Origin of the sequence: Marinarcus sediminis (SeqCode) (assembly GCF_048571275.1) — a bacterium.
Classification (GTDB): domain Bacteria; phylum Campylobacterota; class Campylobacteria; order Campylobacterales; family Arcobacteraceae; genus Marinarcus; species Marinarcus sediminis.
Window position 1 is genome coordinate 214,274 of record NZ_CP182357.1, and the last position, 15,631, is coordinate 229,904.

The 15,631-nt window shown below is 34.2% G+C and carries 11 protein-coding genes and 8 tRNA genes; 18 read left to right on the forward strand and 1 reads right to left on the reverse strand.

The window, feature by feature from the left end; all coding sequences use genetic code 11:
- Positions 1-46 precede the first annotated feature (46 nt).
- On the reverse strand, positions 47-2,773 hold the full coding sequence (gene ileS / locus ACNI3C_RS01045) for an isoleucine--tRNA ligase (protein WP_419770411.1): 2,727 nt from the start codon (positions 2,771-2,773) through the stop codon (positions 47-49).
- Positions 2,774-3,222: 449 nt separating this feature from the next.
- Between ileS and ACNI3C_RS01050 the strand changes: the two genes are divergently transcribed.
- From ACNI3C_RS01050 to ACNI3C_RS01135, 18 genes are all read left to right on the forward strand, one after another.
- On the forward strand, positions 3,223-4,566 hold the full coding sequence (locus ACNI3C_RS01050) for an FAD-dependent oxidoreductase (RefSeq protein WP_419770412.1): 1,344 nt from the start codon (positions 3,223-3,225) through the stop codon (positions 4,564-4,566).
- 113 nt (positions 4,567-4,679) lie between these two features.
- On the forward strand, positions 4,680-5,186 hold the full coding sequence (locus ACNI3C_RS01055) for a CinA family protein (RefSeq protein ID WP_419770413.1): 507 nt from the start codon (positions 4,680-4,682) through the stop codon (positions 5,184-5,186).
- Positions 5,187-5,225: 39 nt separating this feature from the next.
- Positions 5,226-5,301: transfer RNA gene (locus ACNI3C_RS01060), tRNA-Lys, on the forward strand.
- Between the two features lie 58 nt (positions 5,302-5,359).
- Positions 5,360-5,435: transfer RNA gene (locus tag ACNI3C_RS01065), tRNA-Val, on the forward strand.
- A gap of 6 nt (positions 5,436-5,441) precedes the next feature.
- A tRNA-Glu gene (locus ACNI3C_RS01070) sits at positions 5,442-5,516 on the forward strand.
- A 12-nt stretch (positions 5,517-5,528) separates the two neighbouring features.
- Positions 5,529-5,605: transfer RNA gene (locus tag ACNI3C_RS01075), tRNA-Asp, on the forward strand.
- Between the two features lie 23 nt (positions 5,606-5,628).
- Positions 5,629-5,704: transfer RNA gene (locus tag ACNI3C_RS01080), tRNA-Lys, on the forward strand.
- A 27-nt stretch (positions 5,705-5,731) separates the two neighbouring features.
- Positions 5,732-5,806: transfer RNA gene (locus ACNI3C_RS01085), tRNA-Glu, on the forward strand.
- 17 nt (positions 5,807-5,823) lie between these two features.
- Positions 5,824-5,899 (forward strand) — tRNA-Val (locus ACNI3C_RS01090).
- A gap of 41 nt (positions 5,900-5,940) precedes the next feature.
- A tRNA-Asp gene (locus ACNI3C_RS01095) sits at positions 5,941-6,017 on the forward strand.
- A 113-nt stretch (positions 6,018-6,130) separates the two neighbouring features.
- Positions 6,131-7,714 (forward strand): cache domain-containing protein, encoded by a 1,584-nt coding sequence (locus ACNI3C_RS01100; protein WP_419770414.1) that lies wholly within the window; start codon positions 6,131-6,133, stop codon positions 7,712-7,714.
- Positions 7,695-8,357, forward strand: a complete 663-nt coding sequence (locus tag ACNI3C_RS01105; protein WP_419770415.1) for a response regulator transcription factor — start codon at positions 7,695-7,697, stop codon at positions 8,355-8,357. The genes ACNI3C_RS01100 and ACNI3C_RS01105 overlap by 20 nt, the downstream gene beginning before the upstream one ends.
- 195 nt (positions 8,358-8,552) lie before the next feature.
- Complete coding sequence (locus ACNI3C_RS01110) at positions 8,553-8,807, forward strand: DUF4212 domain-containing protein (protein ID WP_419770416.1); 255 nt, start codon at positions 8,553-8,555, stop codon at positions 8,805-8,807.
- 12 nt (positions 8,808-8,819) lie between these two features.
- On the forward strand, positions 8,820-10,688 hold the full coding sequence (locus ACNI3C_RS01115) for a sodium:solute symporter family protein (RefSeq protein ID WP_419770417.1): 1,869 nt from the start codon (positions 8,820-8,822) through the stop codon (positions 10,686-10,688).
- Between the two features lie 141 nt (positions 10,689-10,829).
- Complete coding sequence (locus ACNI3C_RS01120; protein WP_419770418.1) at positions 10,830-12,644, forward strand: DUF294 nucleotidyltransferase-like domain-containing protein; 1,815 nt, start codon at positions 10,830-10,832, stop codon at positions 12,642-12,644.
- The gene (locus ACNI3C_RS01125) at positions 12,644-13,276 is read left to right on the forward strand and encodes a 3'-5' exonuclease (protein ID WP_419770419.1); all 633 of its coding nucleotides are present in this window, start codon (positions 12,644-12,646) and stop codon (positions 13,274-13,276) included. The genes ACNI3C_RS01120 and ACNI3C_RS01125 overlap by 1 nt, the downstream gene beginning before the upstream one ends.
- Before the next feature lie 280 nt (positions 13,277-13,556).
- Positions 13,557-13,874, forward strand: coding sequence for a DUF485 domain-containing protein (locus ACNI3C_RS01130; protein ID WP_419770420.1), 318 nt, complete (start codon positions 13,557-13,559; stop codon positions 13,872-13,874).
- The gene (locus tag ACNI3C_RS01135) at positions 13,871-15,532 is read left to right on the forward strand and encodes a cation acetate symporter (protein WP_419770421.1); all 1,662 of its coding nucleotides are present in this window, start codon (positions 13,871-13,873) and stop codon (positions 15,530-15,532) included. Before ACNI3C_RS01130 ends, ACNI3C_RS01135 begins: the two co-directional genes overlap by 4 nt.
- Positions 15,533-15,631: the final 99 nt, after the last annotated feature.

A 15,631-nucleotide genomic window follows, 5' to 3' on the forward strand; every position in this document is an offset into this window, starting at 1 on the left:
TTGAAAATAAAATCTAACGTTACAGGCTCAGTAAACATCGTAATCATTACTTCATAACGCCAGAACATCTACTGCAAAGCGACTCTTCGTGGCTTGAAGTAAATTTCCAACATCTTGGACATTTAGCATTTGAAGCCAAATAGACTTCAAACTCTTTTCCATCTAAACTAAAAGAAGCTTTTGGTTCAGATTGTTTAACATTAACAATATCACTGACCAAGAACCAATCTTGTGCTTCAATAGCTGGCATCGCCAAAATTTCTTCACAATTGGTATAGATAACAAGCTCTAACGTTGTTTTAATTATTTTCTCTTTTTTAAGTGTATCTATTGCTTCTGAAAACTTTTCTTTAGCGTGAATTAAAAGTTCTTCGTTAAGTTTACTTTCAACTTCAACCAACTCATATTTTTCCAAATCAAATACATCTTTGGCATTGCCTTTTATAATTGCAGGGGCATACTCTAAAAGTTCATCAATGGTGTAGGTTAAAATTGGAGCAAGTGTTGAGAACAATTTTTTTGCAATCATTGCCATGGCTGTTTGTGCCCCTGTTCTGTGAATGTCATTTTTGTCATCACAATACAATCGGTCTTTACACACATCCATATATATTCCACTTAAATCAACCACTAAAAAGTTATTTAATTTATTTAACCCTTTTGAGAACTCATATTGTGAAAATGCTTTTTCAATTTCATCAAACATCACTTTGGCTTTTGATAAAATCCATTTATCTAAAATACTCATCTCTTCAACACTCACAAGCGCTTCTAATCCTTCAACGTTGGCCAATAAAAATCGTGATGTATTTCTGATTTTTCGGTAAAGTTCCGCATTTTGTTTTAAAATATTATCCGAAATTTTTAAATCACTTTGATAATCACTCATCGCAACCCACAATCTTAGAATTTCACTTCCATATTGTTTCATCACTTTTTCAGGAGCAACCACATTCCCTTTTGATTTAGACATTTTTTCACCCTTTTCATCAACGGTGAATCCATGTGTTAAAATCGATTTAAACGGTGCCATTTCACTTGAAGCCAGTGTTGTAAGCAATGAAGATTGGAACCATCCTCTGTGTTGGTCACTTCCTTCAAGATACATGTCTGCTGGGAAAGTTCCTGCATCGTAATTTCGGCTTCTTAAAACCGCATTTTGAGTTGAACCTGAATCAAACCATACATCTAAAATGTCCATCGTTTTTTCTAAATCATCCGGATTCAATCCACTTCCTGGATAGAGCAATTCTGCTATATCTAAATCATACCAAGCATCACACCCTTTTTGTTCAAAAATCATGGCAGTGTAATTTAATACTTTTTCATCAAAAATAATTTCATCGGTTTTTTTATTTCTGAAAAAGGCAATAGGCACACCCCAATCTCTCTGTCTTGAAATACACCAATCGGGTCTTCCCTCAAGCATAGATTTAAGTCTGTTTCTTCCCCATTCTGGATAGAATTTAAGATTTTCAACCACATTGAGTGCATTTTCTCTTAATGTTTTATTCTCTTTTCCATATTTATCATCAATCGAAATAAACCACTGTTTTGTGGCTCTGAAAATAATTGGTTTATGGGTTCTCCAACAGTGCGGATATGAGTGTGTAATGTCCACTCGTTTTAACAAAGCACTGCCTAACTCTTCTAAAATCAATTCATTGGCAGAAAATACGTTCATTCCCAAATATTTATCGGTATCTCTGAACAGTTTTTCTCGAACAATGGTTTCATCATATTTTCCATAAGCATCCACTGGCATAAGCACATCAAGGTTATATAAAAGTCCAACTTTGTAGTCATCCTCTCCATGTCCAGGTGCTGTGTGAACGGCTCCTGTTCCAGAATCCATCATTACGTGATCAGCTAAAACAATGTGTGATTTTCTTCCATTTAAAGGATTGATTGCAAAGCTGTTTTCTAAACTTTTTGGGTCAATTGTTTTTTCAATTTCTCCCGAAATCACACCACTTACAATTAAACTGTCATGCAGTTTTTTAGCCACAATGAATTTATCACTTGTTAACACATAATCTTCTTCACCATTTAATGCAATTCCTGTATTTGCAGGCAGTGTCCAAGGTGTTGTTGTCCAAATAATGATACTGGCATCCAATGTTTCATGTTTAAATGCCACAAAAATTGAAGGTGAAACTTTGTTTTCATACTCAACTTCTGCTTCTGCTAATGCCGTTTGTGCAGCCCAAGACCAATAAACGGGTTTACTTCTTTGAACCAAAAGACCTTGTTTGGCAATGACACACAACTCTCTGTAAATGTTGGCTTCAAATTTAAAATCCATTGTCAAATAAGGGTTGTCCCAATCGGCAATAACACCAAGTTGTTTAAACTCATCTCTTTGAATATCAATAAATTTAGACGCGTGGTCTCGGCAAAGTTCTCTCAGTTTTGATTTGGCCAAAAGTTTTTTCTTTTCTCCACCAATTTTCTCTTCAACTTTTTGCTCAATTGGCAAACCATGGCAATCCCAACCTGGAGTAAATCGTACAGATTTTCCATCAAAATAGTGGTACTTAACAATAATATCTTTTAATATTTTATTCAATGCATGACCAATGTGAATATGTCCATTGGCATACGGTGGTCCATCGTGAAGTGTAAAAGAAGGCGCACCTACTCTGTTTTGCTTCATTCTGTCATAAACTTTAGTTTCATCCCAAAATTGATATTTTTTAGGTTCGTTTTGTGGTAAATTTCCTCTCATAGGAAAATTTGTATTGGGCAGTAATAAACTCTCTTTGTAATCCATTTTTCAATTACCTTACTCTTATAAAATGGCATGATTGTATCTTAGTTTTTGTTAAATTTTTATTATAGTAAACCAAAGCCTTGATTTTATTTGGGGTCGATGTTTCTTTTTCCACAACGAGGACAAGGGTTTTGTGCATTGGCAAAACAGGAGTAACAATAGGTCGATTTGCACGCTTTGCAGACAAGTTTACAATGTTTGCAGACAAATATTTGACCTACTGAAGATTTTTTCTTCACTTTTTTCTTAAATAAATTAAACATACCTAATATTACTGCAATAAGATAAAAAATATCTTCAAATTTGAGAACTTTTATTCAATCATTTATAAAGTGTTACCAATCTCGTATTATAATTAAAATTCATATCATATTATTCATACCATTTGGGAATTAAATTTTTATTATGATACTATTTCGCATAGATTTAAAAGAATAGGAACTGTAAATATGAACGACAAAAATTATGACGTTATAATCGTTGGTGGTGGTATTTCTGGCGCTGCACTGTTTTATGAACTGGCTAAATATACAGATGTGAAGAGAATTTGTATGTTGGAAAAATATGAAGCATTGGCTACTTTAAACACAAAAGGTACGAGTAACTCTCAAACCATTCACGTGGGGGACATTGAGACAAACTACACTTTAGAAAAAGCAAAAATTACAAAAAGAACTGCAAAAATGATTGAAAAGTTCTGTTTGCAATATGGACTTGAAAATAAAGTGATGTTTTCTCACCAAAAAATGGCATTAGGAGTAGGTGATAAAGAGGTTAATTTTATCACTAAAAGATACCATGAATTTAAAGAGTTATTTCCTTATTTAGAGTTATGGGACAAAGAAAAACTCAAAGAACTTGAACCAAAACTCGTAGAGATGCCAGATGGCTCTGACAGACCAGAAAATATTGTTGCAATGGGAGCAAAAGACCAATATACAACAGTTGACTTTGGTGCTATGACAGAAGAGCTTGTTAAACAAGCACAAGCGTGTAAAAACGTTGTTACAGATGTCTATTTTAACAGTCAAGTTGATGAGATTACTAAAGTCAATGACAGTTATGAATTGGTTACAACTACAGGCGACAAATACTCTGCAAAATTTGTTGTTGTTAATGCGGGTGCACACTCACTGTTTTTAGCTCATAAAATGGGATACGGTGAACACATGGGAAGTTTACCAATGGCGGGAAGTTTTTACGTAACAACCAAACACCTTTTAAATGGTAAAGTCTATATGGTACAAAATGACAAACTTCCTTTTGCGGCACTTCATGGTGATCCAGATATTCTTTTAGATGGTAAAACACGATTTGGACCAACTGCCTTGATGCTTCCAAAACTGGAAAGATATAAACCAGGAACCTATTTAGACTTCTGGAAAACGTTAAACTTTGATGGGGACATCGTTAAAATTTTCTGGGATCTGTTAAAAGACAGTGAAATCAGAAACTATGTGCTTAAAAACTTCATGTTTGAAGTTCCATTCATCAATAAAAAACTCTTCTTAAGCGATGCAAGAAAAATCGTTCCTTCGTTAACTGAGTGCGATATTGAGTATGCAAAAGGATTTGGAGGAGTAAGACCACAAGTTCTTGACAAAGAGAAACAAAAATTGATGTTGGGTGAAGCCTCTATTGACACAGGAGAGGGAATCATCTTTAACATGACGCCAAGTCCAGGTGCAACATCTTGTTTAGGAAATGCTGAACGTGATATTCATAAAGTTGCAGATTACTTAAAACTGAAATTTGATGAAAAAAAATTCCTTGCAGATTTAACAGAAAAATAAAACAGACTTTACAGTATGGCTTTTGCCCTACTGTAAACGTTTCCTCCCTTTCCCCTACTGAGCTTTTATACATTTTTTAATATAATGTTCCAACACATACCAAGGAGCATCTCATGTTTAACGAAATTTTTAACGATACCCAAATGATTCAACTGCAAAACCTATTGCGACAAAACAGACAAACCATCACATGTGCAGAGTCATGCACGGGAGGATTAATTGCTTCAATGATTACAGAGCACTCTGGGTCCTCAGATATTTTTAATGGAAGTATTGTATCTTATTCCAATGAGGTTAAAATGAGTGAACTTCAAGTTAAAAAAGAGCATTTAGAAAACTTTGGTGCGGTGTCAATTGAGGTGGTTCAGGATATGCTTCAAGGTGTCTTGAGAAAATTTAAAGCCGATTTTGCAATTGCGGTCAGTGGAGTTGCTGGTCCAACGGGTGGCACAAAAAATAAGCCAGTGGGTACTGTGATTATTGGCATAAGTGCTCCCAATAACTGTACAGTGGTAAAGCAGTATCATTTTAAAGGCAACAGAAAAGAGGTACAAATACAAACGGCAAAAGAATCTTTTCGTAAAATACTGAATTTCTTGGAAAAACCCTTGACAAACTAATAATTATTTTATATAATTCCACTCCATTTTAACAAGAGCGACCCGTTAGCTCAGCTGGTAGAGCATCTCCCTTTTAAGGAGGTGGCCGATGGTTCGAATCCATCACGGGTCACCAGTTTTAATTTAAAGAAAAATTAATATTATTTTTGATAATATTTCTTCCCTTTAAATATGGTCGATTAGCTCAGTTGGTAGAGCGCTACCCTTACAAGGTAGATGTCATAAGTTCGAGTCTTATATCGACCACCATATAATGGTCCCTTCATCTAATGGTTAGGATTTTGGATTTTCATTCCAACCATAGGGGTTCGAATCCCCTAGGGATCACCATATTTTAAATGTGCGGCTGTAGTTTAGTTGGTTAGAATGCCTGCCTGTCACGCAGGAGGTCGAGGGTTCGAGTCCCTTCAGCCGCGCCATTTAAAAACTTCATTTCATTGTTGACCCGTTAGCTCAGCTGGTAGAGCATCTCCCTTTTAAGGAGGTGGCCGATGGTTCGAATCCATCACGGGTCACCATTTAAGCTAATTCAAAAAATTTATATTGGTCCCTTCATCTAATGGTTAGGATTTTGGATTTTCATTCCAACCATAGGGGTTCGAATCCCCTAGGGATCACCATATAAGCAATTAGCTTTGGTCGATTAGCTCAGTTGGTAGAGCGCTACCCTTACAAGGTAGATGTCATAAGTTCGAGTCTTATATCGACCACCATTTTTTAAGCTCTTAACAGGAGCTTTTTTTTTAATAATAGTGCGGCTGTAGTTTAGTTGGTTAGAATGCCTGCCTGTCACGCAGGAGGTCGAGGGTTCGAGTCCCTTCAGCCGCGCCACTATTACTTTTACTCAATCTTCTCATAATTTTTTCAAATAGGTTTAAAATCAACACTTTTTCAATAATTATTCGTTATTCTTAACTCTCAATTTGTTTTAAGGAATTTCATTTATGATTAAAGTAAAAAGTATCTACCAACTTATTGTTTACAGTATTGTTTTTATTATTATCCTCATATCTTTTTTTACCTTTGTCATTATCACCAATGCCTTTAATGAATTTCAAGAAAAAATCAATATTATTGAGCAAAACAATCTTTCAAAACAAAAAGATTTAATCAAAGAAGATATCACCACTGCCATTAAAATGATCGAATATATTCACAACAAATACAGAGGCATCAAAAGCGAAAGTGAAATACAAAAAGATGTCTTGCATGCTTTAGATACTATCCGAAAAGATCAAGACATCAATGACTATACTTTTATCTATAAATTTGATGGAACATCCATCTATTATCCTGCCCCTAAAAATAGAATCGGTGAAAATCTTTATGAGTTTACTGACCCCAATGGAATTAAAGTCATCAAAGAACTCATTGATGTCTCTAAAAAGAAAAATGGGGGATATGTAAAATACCTTTGGTACAAACCTGAAAAAGGCAGAAACACAAAAAAAATATCTTATTCCCTTGCATATAAACCTTGGGGTTGGACTGTTGGGAAAGGGGTCTATTTAGATACCGTTGAAAAAGTCGTCAAACAGACCCAAGAAGAGTATGATCAAAAAATTGCCAACTATGTATTGCAAATCATCTCTTTGACCATTTTATTGATTTTATACTCCATTTTTATCTATAAAAATGCCACCATTCTTATTGCAAATGAAGTACGAGAGATTGGAAAATATTTTAAAGAATCTGAAAATGAAGATAAACCCATCAATCAACACAAAATACTCTTTACTGAGTTTAGAACCATTGTAAATTATGCCAACGATGCCATGAGCAGCATTAAATATAAAACCCACCTGCTTGAAGATTTAAATAAAAACCTTGAAGATAAGGTGCAAGAGAAAACACAAGAACTCACCAACATCTTAGCTGCACAAAAAGAGTTTTTAAAAAAAGCTGTACATGAAATCAATACCCCGTTGTCAATCATACAAACCAACATAGATTTGTATAAAATGAAAAACAGTGATAATGCCCATATACGAAACATCGAATCAGGTTCAAAAATCATCAACACCATCTATGAAGATTTGAGTTATATGATTAAAAAAGACAGAGTAGTCTACACCAAAACCGCACTTAACATATCCGATTATCTCAAATCACGTATTGAGTTTTTTAATGACATTGCCATTTCAAATAATCTCTTCTTTGTAACCAATATTGAGAGTGATATTTTTATTCATTTCAATGAAACAGAACTGCAAAGAGTCATTGACAATAACATCTCCAATGCCATTAAATACTCTTTTAAAGAGTCCCCTATTTTTATTAAACTTTTAACGATTGAAAATGAAGTGGAATTCCAAATTAAAACCAACTCCAAAACCATTAAAGACAGCACTAAAATCTTCGCCAATCAGTTTTACAGAGAGAATAAAGCCAAAGGAGGTTTTGGCTTAGGATTAAAAATAGTCAAAGAGATTTGTGATGATAATTTGGTTATAATTGACTTGCAATCAGAAGATGATGAAACAAAATTTACATATAGGTTTAAAAAATATGAAAATACTACTGCTTGAAGATGAATTGATGTTAAACAACTCTATAAAAGAGTATTTAACGGGCATAGGACACTTTGTGGAGAGCTTTACTGATGGACAACATGTTGTTGATAATATCCATACCAATTATGACTTACTTATTTTGGATATCAATGTCCCTAGCCTTGATGGCTTTGAAATATTGGAGACATTAAATAAACAAAAGATTTTTATCCCTACTATTTTTATCAGTGCATTAAATGACATTGAAGATATTGCCAAGGGATATGAACTGGGATGTAAAGAGTATCTGAAAAAACCATTTCACTTAGCCGAGCTGGGCATTAAAATCAATCAAATTCTCAAAAGTGAACAACAAAGCACATCACACATTAAATTTTCAAAAAATTACTCCTATTCAAAAACCAATAAAACACTCTACTTTAATACTCAACCTCAAAATTTAACCAAAAAACAGTTGGATATCATTCATATTTTGGCTTTAAACATCAATATGATTGTCGATTTTGAACGATTTAGAATTGATGTTTGGGATGGAGAAGATATTGATAATCCCACAATTCGAGCCGAAATTTCACGATTGAAAAAGTCTTTAAAAGAAGACTTTATTAAAAATATTCGTGGATTAGGGTACAAAATAGACAGATATTATTCTTCATAATTCCCCATAAAAGTACCATTTTATGGTACTTTGCAAAACTAATGTAAAAAAAATGTAAAAAAAACTTCTAAAATCACTTCAATGCTATCCAATTGCTATTTACATCCTTTATACTGCTTTTGTTACTTTAGTAATGGCTAGGTAAATTTTTAAAAATTTATTTACTCATTAGGTAAAACTAAAAAAGGAGAACAGATGAGTCCAGAAAAAGCAAAAGCTTATTGGAAAGAGAATATTACTACGATTCTAAAACTACTTGTGGTTTGGTTCGTTGTCTCTTTCGGTTGCGGGATTATTTTTATAGAACAACTCAATACGATTGAAATCAGTGGTGTTAAGTTAGGTTTTTGGTTTGCACAACAAGGTGCGATATATGTATTTGTGATTTTAATTTTTGTCTATGTAAAACTAATGACAGGAATTGATGAAAAATACGGCGTACATGAATAGGAAAGGGATAGTATGGAATTACAATCATTAATTTACCTATTTGTAGGTATCTCATTTACAATATATATCGGTATTGCACTTTGGGCAAAAGCTGGTTCGACTAAAGAGTTTTATGTTGCTGGTGGTGGAGTTCACCCAATCGCAAACGGTATGGCAACTGCAGCGGATTGGATGTCAGCTGCATCATTTATCTCACTTGCTGGGATTATCTCTTTTAAAGGGAGTGATGCTGGAGCTTACCTAATGGGTTGGACGGGTGGATACGTTCTACTTGCAATGTTATTGGCACCTTATTTAAGAAAATTTGGTAAATTTACTGTTCCTGACTTCGTGGGTGACAGATACTATTCTGATGTAGCAAGAGTTGTTGCAGTTATCGGAGTTATCTTTGTTTCATTTACGTATGTGGCAGGTCAAATGAGAGGGGTTGGGATTGTTTTCTCAAGATTCTTACAAGTTGATGTAAATACAGGTGTACTTATTGGTATGGCAATCGTATTTTTCTACTCTGTTCTTGGTGGGATGAAAGGTATTACGTATACTCAAGTTGCTCAATATGTGGTAATGATTTTCGCATACATGATTCCTGCGATTTTCTTATCATTACAAGTAACAGATACTTTTTTACCACAATTGGGTCTATTTGCTCAAACAACATTTGAATTTAATGACGGTATAAGAGTGATTCCAGAAGGGACTTACTTACTCCATGCCTTAGATCAGTCAATAGCTGATTTGGGTTTCCAAGAGTATACTAAGCCAGGTAACTTATGGAACATGTTCATGTTAACAACAGCGTTAATGTTAGGAACAGCTGGTCTTCCACACGTTATTGTTAGATTCTTTACAGTACCAACGGTTAAAGATGCAAGAGTATCTGCAGGTTGGGCTTTAGTATTTATTGCGATTATGTATACAACGATCTCTTCAGTTGCTGCATTCTCAAGAGTTAACTTAATTAAAAATGTTCAAAATGTGGATTATAAAGCGTTCGTAAACGGTGAATTAACTCACACTGATGGTTCACCAAATAATGGTTCATGGTTCAAAACTTGGGAACAAGGTGGACTTTTAGCATGGACAGATAGAAATGGTGATGGTAAAATTCAATATGCTTCTGATGCGGCATTTAATGGAAAACCTGCTTATGATGGACACAATTATGCAGAAGATGGTCACAGATTAACTACCAATGGTAAACCAGCAGCTAACTCAGGAAAAATTGAGAATGAGTTATATGTTGACAGAGATATCATGGTTTTAGCTAACCCTGAAATTGCAAACTTACCTAACTGGGTTATCGCATTCATTGCAGCTGGGGGTCTTGCAGCAGCACTATCAACAGCAGCGGGTCTGTTATTGGTAATTGCTTCATCTATCTCTCACGATTTGATGGGTCAAGTTATCTTCAAAGATAAAGAGACAGGTAAATCTACATTAAATGAGAAATCAGAGTTAATGTGGGCAAGAATTGCTTCTGTAGCTGCTATTTGTGTAGCAGGTTACTTAGGAATTAACCCTCCAGGTTTTGTTGCACAAGTTGTTGCATTTGCATTCGGTCTTGCTGCAGCTGCATTCTTCCCTACGATTATCCTTGGGGTATTTGATAAAAGAATGAACAAAGAAGGTGCGATTGCTGGTATTTTAACAGGTCTTATCTTTACATTTGGATACATTATCTACTTCGTATTCTTGGGTGGAGACAAAGCAGACTATATCATGGGAATTGCTCCAACTGGTATTGGTACACTTGGAACAATTTTACACTTAATTGTTGCATTCGTTGTATCTAGAATGACTCCAGAACCACCTACTCACATTCAAGAGTTGGTAGAAAGAATTAGAATTCCTTCAGGTGCTGGTGAAGCTATCAATCACTAAAATTGTGATACTATTATAAGTATGCCTTCGGGCATACTTTATAGTATTTTTTTATATTAACTCTCTTTAAATATTTTACGCGAACAAATGCCTAAAGAGAGTTGATATAAAAAAGTACTAATCTCAAAACTAAGGTTTCTTATGAGTCTTCGAGATCAAGAATCTTTCCTATCGCACATCCACCCTTTTGAAGTTTTAACCCCAGAACAGATGAATGAGTGTATTAAACATATGGATATTGCTTATTATCCCAAAGATACCACACTTTTAAGTCCTGAAAAATTAACGAATCATTTTTTTATCATCATCAAAGGCACAGTACATGAGTATAAAGAGGATGAAATGATCATGGATTTTCACCAAGAGGACTCTTTTGATGCCAATTCTCTCATTTATGGACGATGCAAAAATACCTTTAAAGTTTATGAAGATTTGATCTGTTATGAACTGAAAAAAAATGTTTTTCTCAAACTCATTGAAGAGAATGAAGAGTTTAAAAATTTCTTTTTAAATAATTTGGTCAGTAAAATTCAAAAACTGAAAAATATTGAGTATAACTCAGGCATCTCCTCTTTTATGATTGCAAAAGTGGATGATACCATGATGCATGAAACCTGCATGGTAGAAGTGGGAACAAAACTCATTGATGCCATTGAAAAATCCATTGAATACAAAACATCGACGATTATTGTTCAAAAAGATAAAGAGTATGGCATTATTACCGATTCACTTTTAAAAATGAAAGTCCTTTTAGAAGGAAGAGATCTCAATATTCCTGTCGAAGAGATTGCAATATTTCCGTTGGTATCCATACAAAATGATGATTATTTGTTTGATGCTTTTAGTTTATTGATTAAAAAAAATATCAAAAGAGTTGGAGTAAAAAACAGCAAAGGTGAAATGATTGGAATTTTAGAACAAATTGATGTCCTCTCTCACTTTGCAAACCACACCTATATTGTTGATTCAAAAATTAAAAAAGCCAAAAAAATTGAAGATTTAAAAAGTGCCAGTATTGATTTAATCAACACCATTAAAACACTCAATGCCAAAGGGGTAAAAGTTCAACACATTTCAAGTTTGATTGGGCAATTAAATTTGAAAGTATACAACAAACTTTATGAGATGGTTGTGCCAAAAGAGCTTCAAAAAGATGCCTGTTTTATTGTTATGGGAAGTGAAGGACGAAATGAACAAATCATTAAAACCGACCAAGATAATGCCCTTGTTGTTCGAGATGGCATAGATGTTCAACTCTATGTGCCTCATATGCAAAAATTCACAGAGATATTGATTGATTTTGGTTATCCTCCTTGTGAGGGGAATATCATGGTTTCAAACCCATTTTGGTGCAAAACGGTGCAAGAGTATAAAAATGAGACCGCTCGATGGATTGAGGCTCCCGGTATGCAAAACTACATGGACTTAGCGATATTTTTTGACTCCTTTGCCGTAGCTGGGAATAAAAAACTCTTAATTGATTTAAAAGATGACTTGTTTCATAAACTGCACGATAAAGATGTCTTTATGGCCTATTTTGCCAAAGCGACTTTGGCCTTTGATACGCCCAATAAAATTGCAAACTTTATGACCAAAGTGCACTATATTGATCTTAAAAAAACAGGGGTATTTCCTATTGTTCAAGGGATTAGAAGTTTAGCACTTCGTGAAAAAATCAGAGAAACTACCACGGTGAAACGAATTAAAATATTGGAAGATAAAAAAATCATTGATTCGGATTTGGCCAATGAATTACTTGAAGCTTTTGATGTGTTAAACACTTTACGTTTAAAAGCGCAACTGATTAAACTTCAAGATGGAAAACCTTTGGATAATACTATCGATACTCACACGTTAGGAAAAATAGAGAGAGATTTACTCAAAGACAGTTTCAAAATTGTCAATGATTTTAAAAAATTTATCTCATATACTTTTAAAATTGATAAGATCTTATAATGTTCAAACAAATCTGGCAAAAATGGCAAAAATCAAAACTGATAGATCCCAAATATCTCTACTTGTTTGATGAAGAACCCAAAGATGAATATGTCTGTTTGGATTGCGAAACAACAGGACTTAATCCCAAAAAAGATGAAATCATCTCAATTGGTGCAGTCATTATCAAAGAGAATAAAATTCTCATGAGTCAAACCTTTAATATTTTTGTCAAACCCTCAAAAAAAGTCACCAAAGAATCGATTCTTATTCATCAAATTCGACCTGTAGATTTGGAAAATGCCGTTTCACCCAAAAAAGCCATTTATGAACTGCTAGAATTTATTGGAAATCGAGCCATTGTAGGTTACTACATTAAATTTGACATTGCTATGATCAGCAAATACACCAAAAAGTATATTGGCATAAAACTTCCCAATCGAAATATCGAAGTCTCTTCTATGTACTATAAAACTCGACCAAAAAACTCCGAGTACCAATTTATTGATTTAAAATTTGATACCATCATGAAAGAGTTAGCCATTCCAACATTGGGAAAACATGATGCACTCAATGATGCCATTATGACCTCCATGATGTTTTTAAAATTACGGTTAATGACACCCGCACACTCAACATTTTATGAAGGTTAATTTTTACCAAACCCCCAATTCATTTTTCACTGCTTTTTAAGAGAAGAAAACAGACACATTTTACTTTTGTGTTTCAATTGGTTACATGATTTTTGGGCACCCAATTTTTTAATTAATTATGCTTCCTTATTATTTAAATGCTACGTTAATGCTACGTTCGGATGTTTTAATGCTATTTTACATTAAAATTTTTAGCATTAATGCATAAAAAAAATGATCGTGTAAATATCATAAAACTTAATATTATACTAATATTAAGAAAACCTAATGGAGGAAGAGAATGAACGAAGAATTAGCCGAAAGAATCAAAGCTAACCCTAAGTACAAAGAGCTTGTTTCAAAAAGAACAAGTTTTGCTTTAAAACTTGGTTTTTTTGTACTTGCAATATTTTATGCATTTATCTTAGTTATCGCATTTGACAAAGAGTTACTTGCAACAAAATTGAGCGATGCAGGAGTAATGACAATTGCATTCCCTGTAGCTGCAGCAATTATTGTTATCAGTTTTATTACAACACTGATTTATGTAAGAAGAGCAAATGGAGAGTTTGAAGACTTAACCGATGCAATTAGAGAAGATGTAAAGGACGCTTTATGATTAGAATTTTATCTGCTTTAACTTTAATGGCAATCGCTGCATTCGCAGGTGGTGATGCTACATTTGAAGTTGCAAAAAGAGATGTAAATGTACCTGCAATTGTCATGTTTTTTGTCTTTGTTGGTGCAACACTGGGAATTACGTATTGGGCTGCTAAAAAAACAAAATCAGCAAGTGATTTTTATACTGCTGGTGGAGGAATTACTGGGTTCCAAAATGGTATGGCAATTGCAGGAGATTATATGTCTGCAGCGTCATTTTTAGGTATTTCTGGTTTAGTATATTTACAAGGGTTTGATGGACTTGTATATGCAGTTGGATTTTTAGTTGGTTGGCCTGTTATTTTATTCTTAATGGCTGAAAAATTAAGAAACTTAGGTAAATTTACATTTGCAGATATTGCAGCTTACAGATTGGGTCAAAAAGAGATCAGAACATTGGCTGCTTTTGGTTCTTTGGCGGTTGTAACGTTATATCTTATTGCCCAAATGGTAGGTTCTGGAAAACTGATTCAAGTACTGTTTGGTCTTCCTTACGAATATGCTGTTATCTTAGTGGGTATTATGATGATTATTTACGTAACATTTGGTGGAATGTTAGCAACGACTTGGGTACAAATCATTAAAGCGATTTTACTGCTTTCAGGTGTAACATTCATGGGATTTGTCATCATGTATAACTTTGGTTTCTCATTTGAAGCACTCGCTGAAAAAGCAGTTGCTACTCATGCTTGGGGACAAGATATTATGGCACCTTCTGATAAAGGTAAAATTACGGATCCTGTTTCTGCGATTTCTTTAGGTTTAGCTCTTATGTTAGGAACAGCTGGTTTACCTCACGTTCTTATGAGATTCTTTACAGTAGGTAATGCAAAAGAAGCTCGTAAATCTGTGGTTTACGCAACTGGATTTATTGGTTATTTCTATCTTGTCATTGCCATCATTGGTTTGGGTGCCATTGTTTACTTAACGCCTGAAAATGCACCTGAATTTTTTGTTGATGGTAAGCTTTTTGGTGGTGGGAACATGGCCGCCATTCACTTATCTAAAGTCGTAGGTGGAAATATCTTTTTAGGATTCATTTCAGCCGTTGCATTCGCTACAATTTTAGCGGTTGTTTCTGGATTGACACTTGCAGGTGCATCAGCAATATCACACGATATTTATGCCAATGTTATTTGTAAAGAGGGTGAAGCAAATGAAGCAAAAGAGATGAGAATTTCTAAAATTGCGGTTATTGCTATTGGTATCATTGGTGTTATTTTAGGTATTGCTTTTGAGCACCAAAATATTGCATTCATGGTTGGTTTGGCGTTTGCAATTGCAGCAAGTGCAAACTTCCCTATTTTATTCCTTTCAATTTATTGGTCTAAATTAACCACAAGAGGTGCTGTTTTAGGTGGTTCTTTAGGGTTAATTACCGCTGTTGTACTGGTTATTTTAGGTCCAGTTGTTTGGGTTAAAATTTTAGGAAATGCAACGGCAATTTTCCCATATTCTTACCCTGCTCTTTTCTCTGTAACTGCAGCATTTATTGGTATTTGGTTCTTCTCAATTACCGATAAATCTGAAAGAGGAAAAAGAGAGATTGAACTGTTTGAACCACAAATTGTTCGAGCAGAGACTGGTTTCGGAGCAGATGGAGCTGTTGAACACTAGTTTTAAAAGGGTTTCCAAAGAGATTTTTCTCTTTGGTACCACTTTTTTATTTTTAATAGACCACTAAACTCTCTTCAAAAAAGAGTAAGTTTTTTAATA

Coding starts and splice junctions, on each gene's coding strand:
- ileS (WP_419770411.1), bottom strand. CDS start 2,773: ATGGATTACAAAGAGAGTTTATTACTGCCCAATACAAATTTTCCTATG.
- ACNI3C_RS01050 (WP_419770412.1), top strand. CDS start 3,223: ATGAACGACAAAAATTATGACGTTATAATCGTTGGTGGTGGTATTTCT.
- ACNI3C_RS01055 (WP_419770413.1), top strand. CDS start 4,680: ATGTTTAACGAAATTTTTAACGATACCCAAATGATTCAACTGCAAAAC.
- ACNI3C_RS01100 (WP_419770414.1), top strand. CDS start 6,131: ATGATTAAAGTAAAAAGTATCTACCAACTTATTGTTTACAGTATTGTT.
- ACNI3C_RS01105 (WP_419770415.1), top strand. CDS start 7,695: ATGAAAATACTACTGCTTGAAGATGAATTGATGTTAAACAACTCTATA.
- ACNI3C_RS01110 (WP_419770416.1), top strand. CDS start 8,553: ATGAGTCCAGAAAAAGCAAAAGCTTATTGGAAAGAGAATATTACTACG.
- ACNI3C_RS01115 (WP_419770417.1), top strand. CDS start 8,820: ATGGAATTACAATCATTAATTTACCTATTTGTAGGTATCTCATTTACA.
- ACNI3C_RS01120 (WP_419770418.1), top strand. CDS start 10,830: ATGAGTCTTCGAGATCAAGAATCTTTCCTATCGCACATCCACCCTTTT.
- ACNI3C_RS01125 (WP_419770419.1), top strand. CDS start 12,644: ATGTTCAAACAAATCTGGCAAAAATGGCAAAAATCAAAACTGATAGAT.
- ACNI3C_RS01130 (WP_419770420.1), top strand. CDS start 13,557: ATGAACGAAGAATTAGCCGAAAGAATCAAAGCTAACCCTAAGTACAAA.
- ACNI3C_RS01135 (WP_419770421.1), top strand. CDS start 13,871: ATGATTAGAATTTTATCTGCTTTAACTTTAATGGCAATCGCTGCATTC.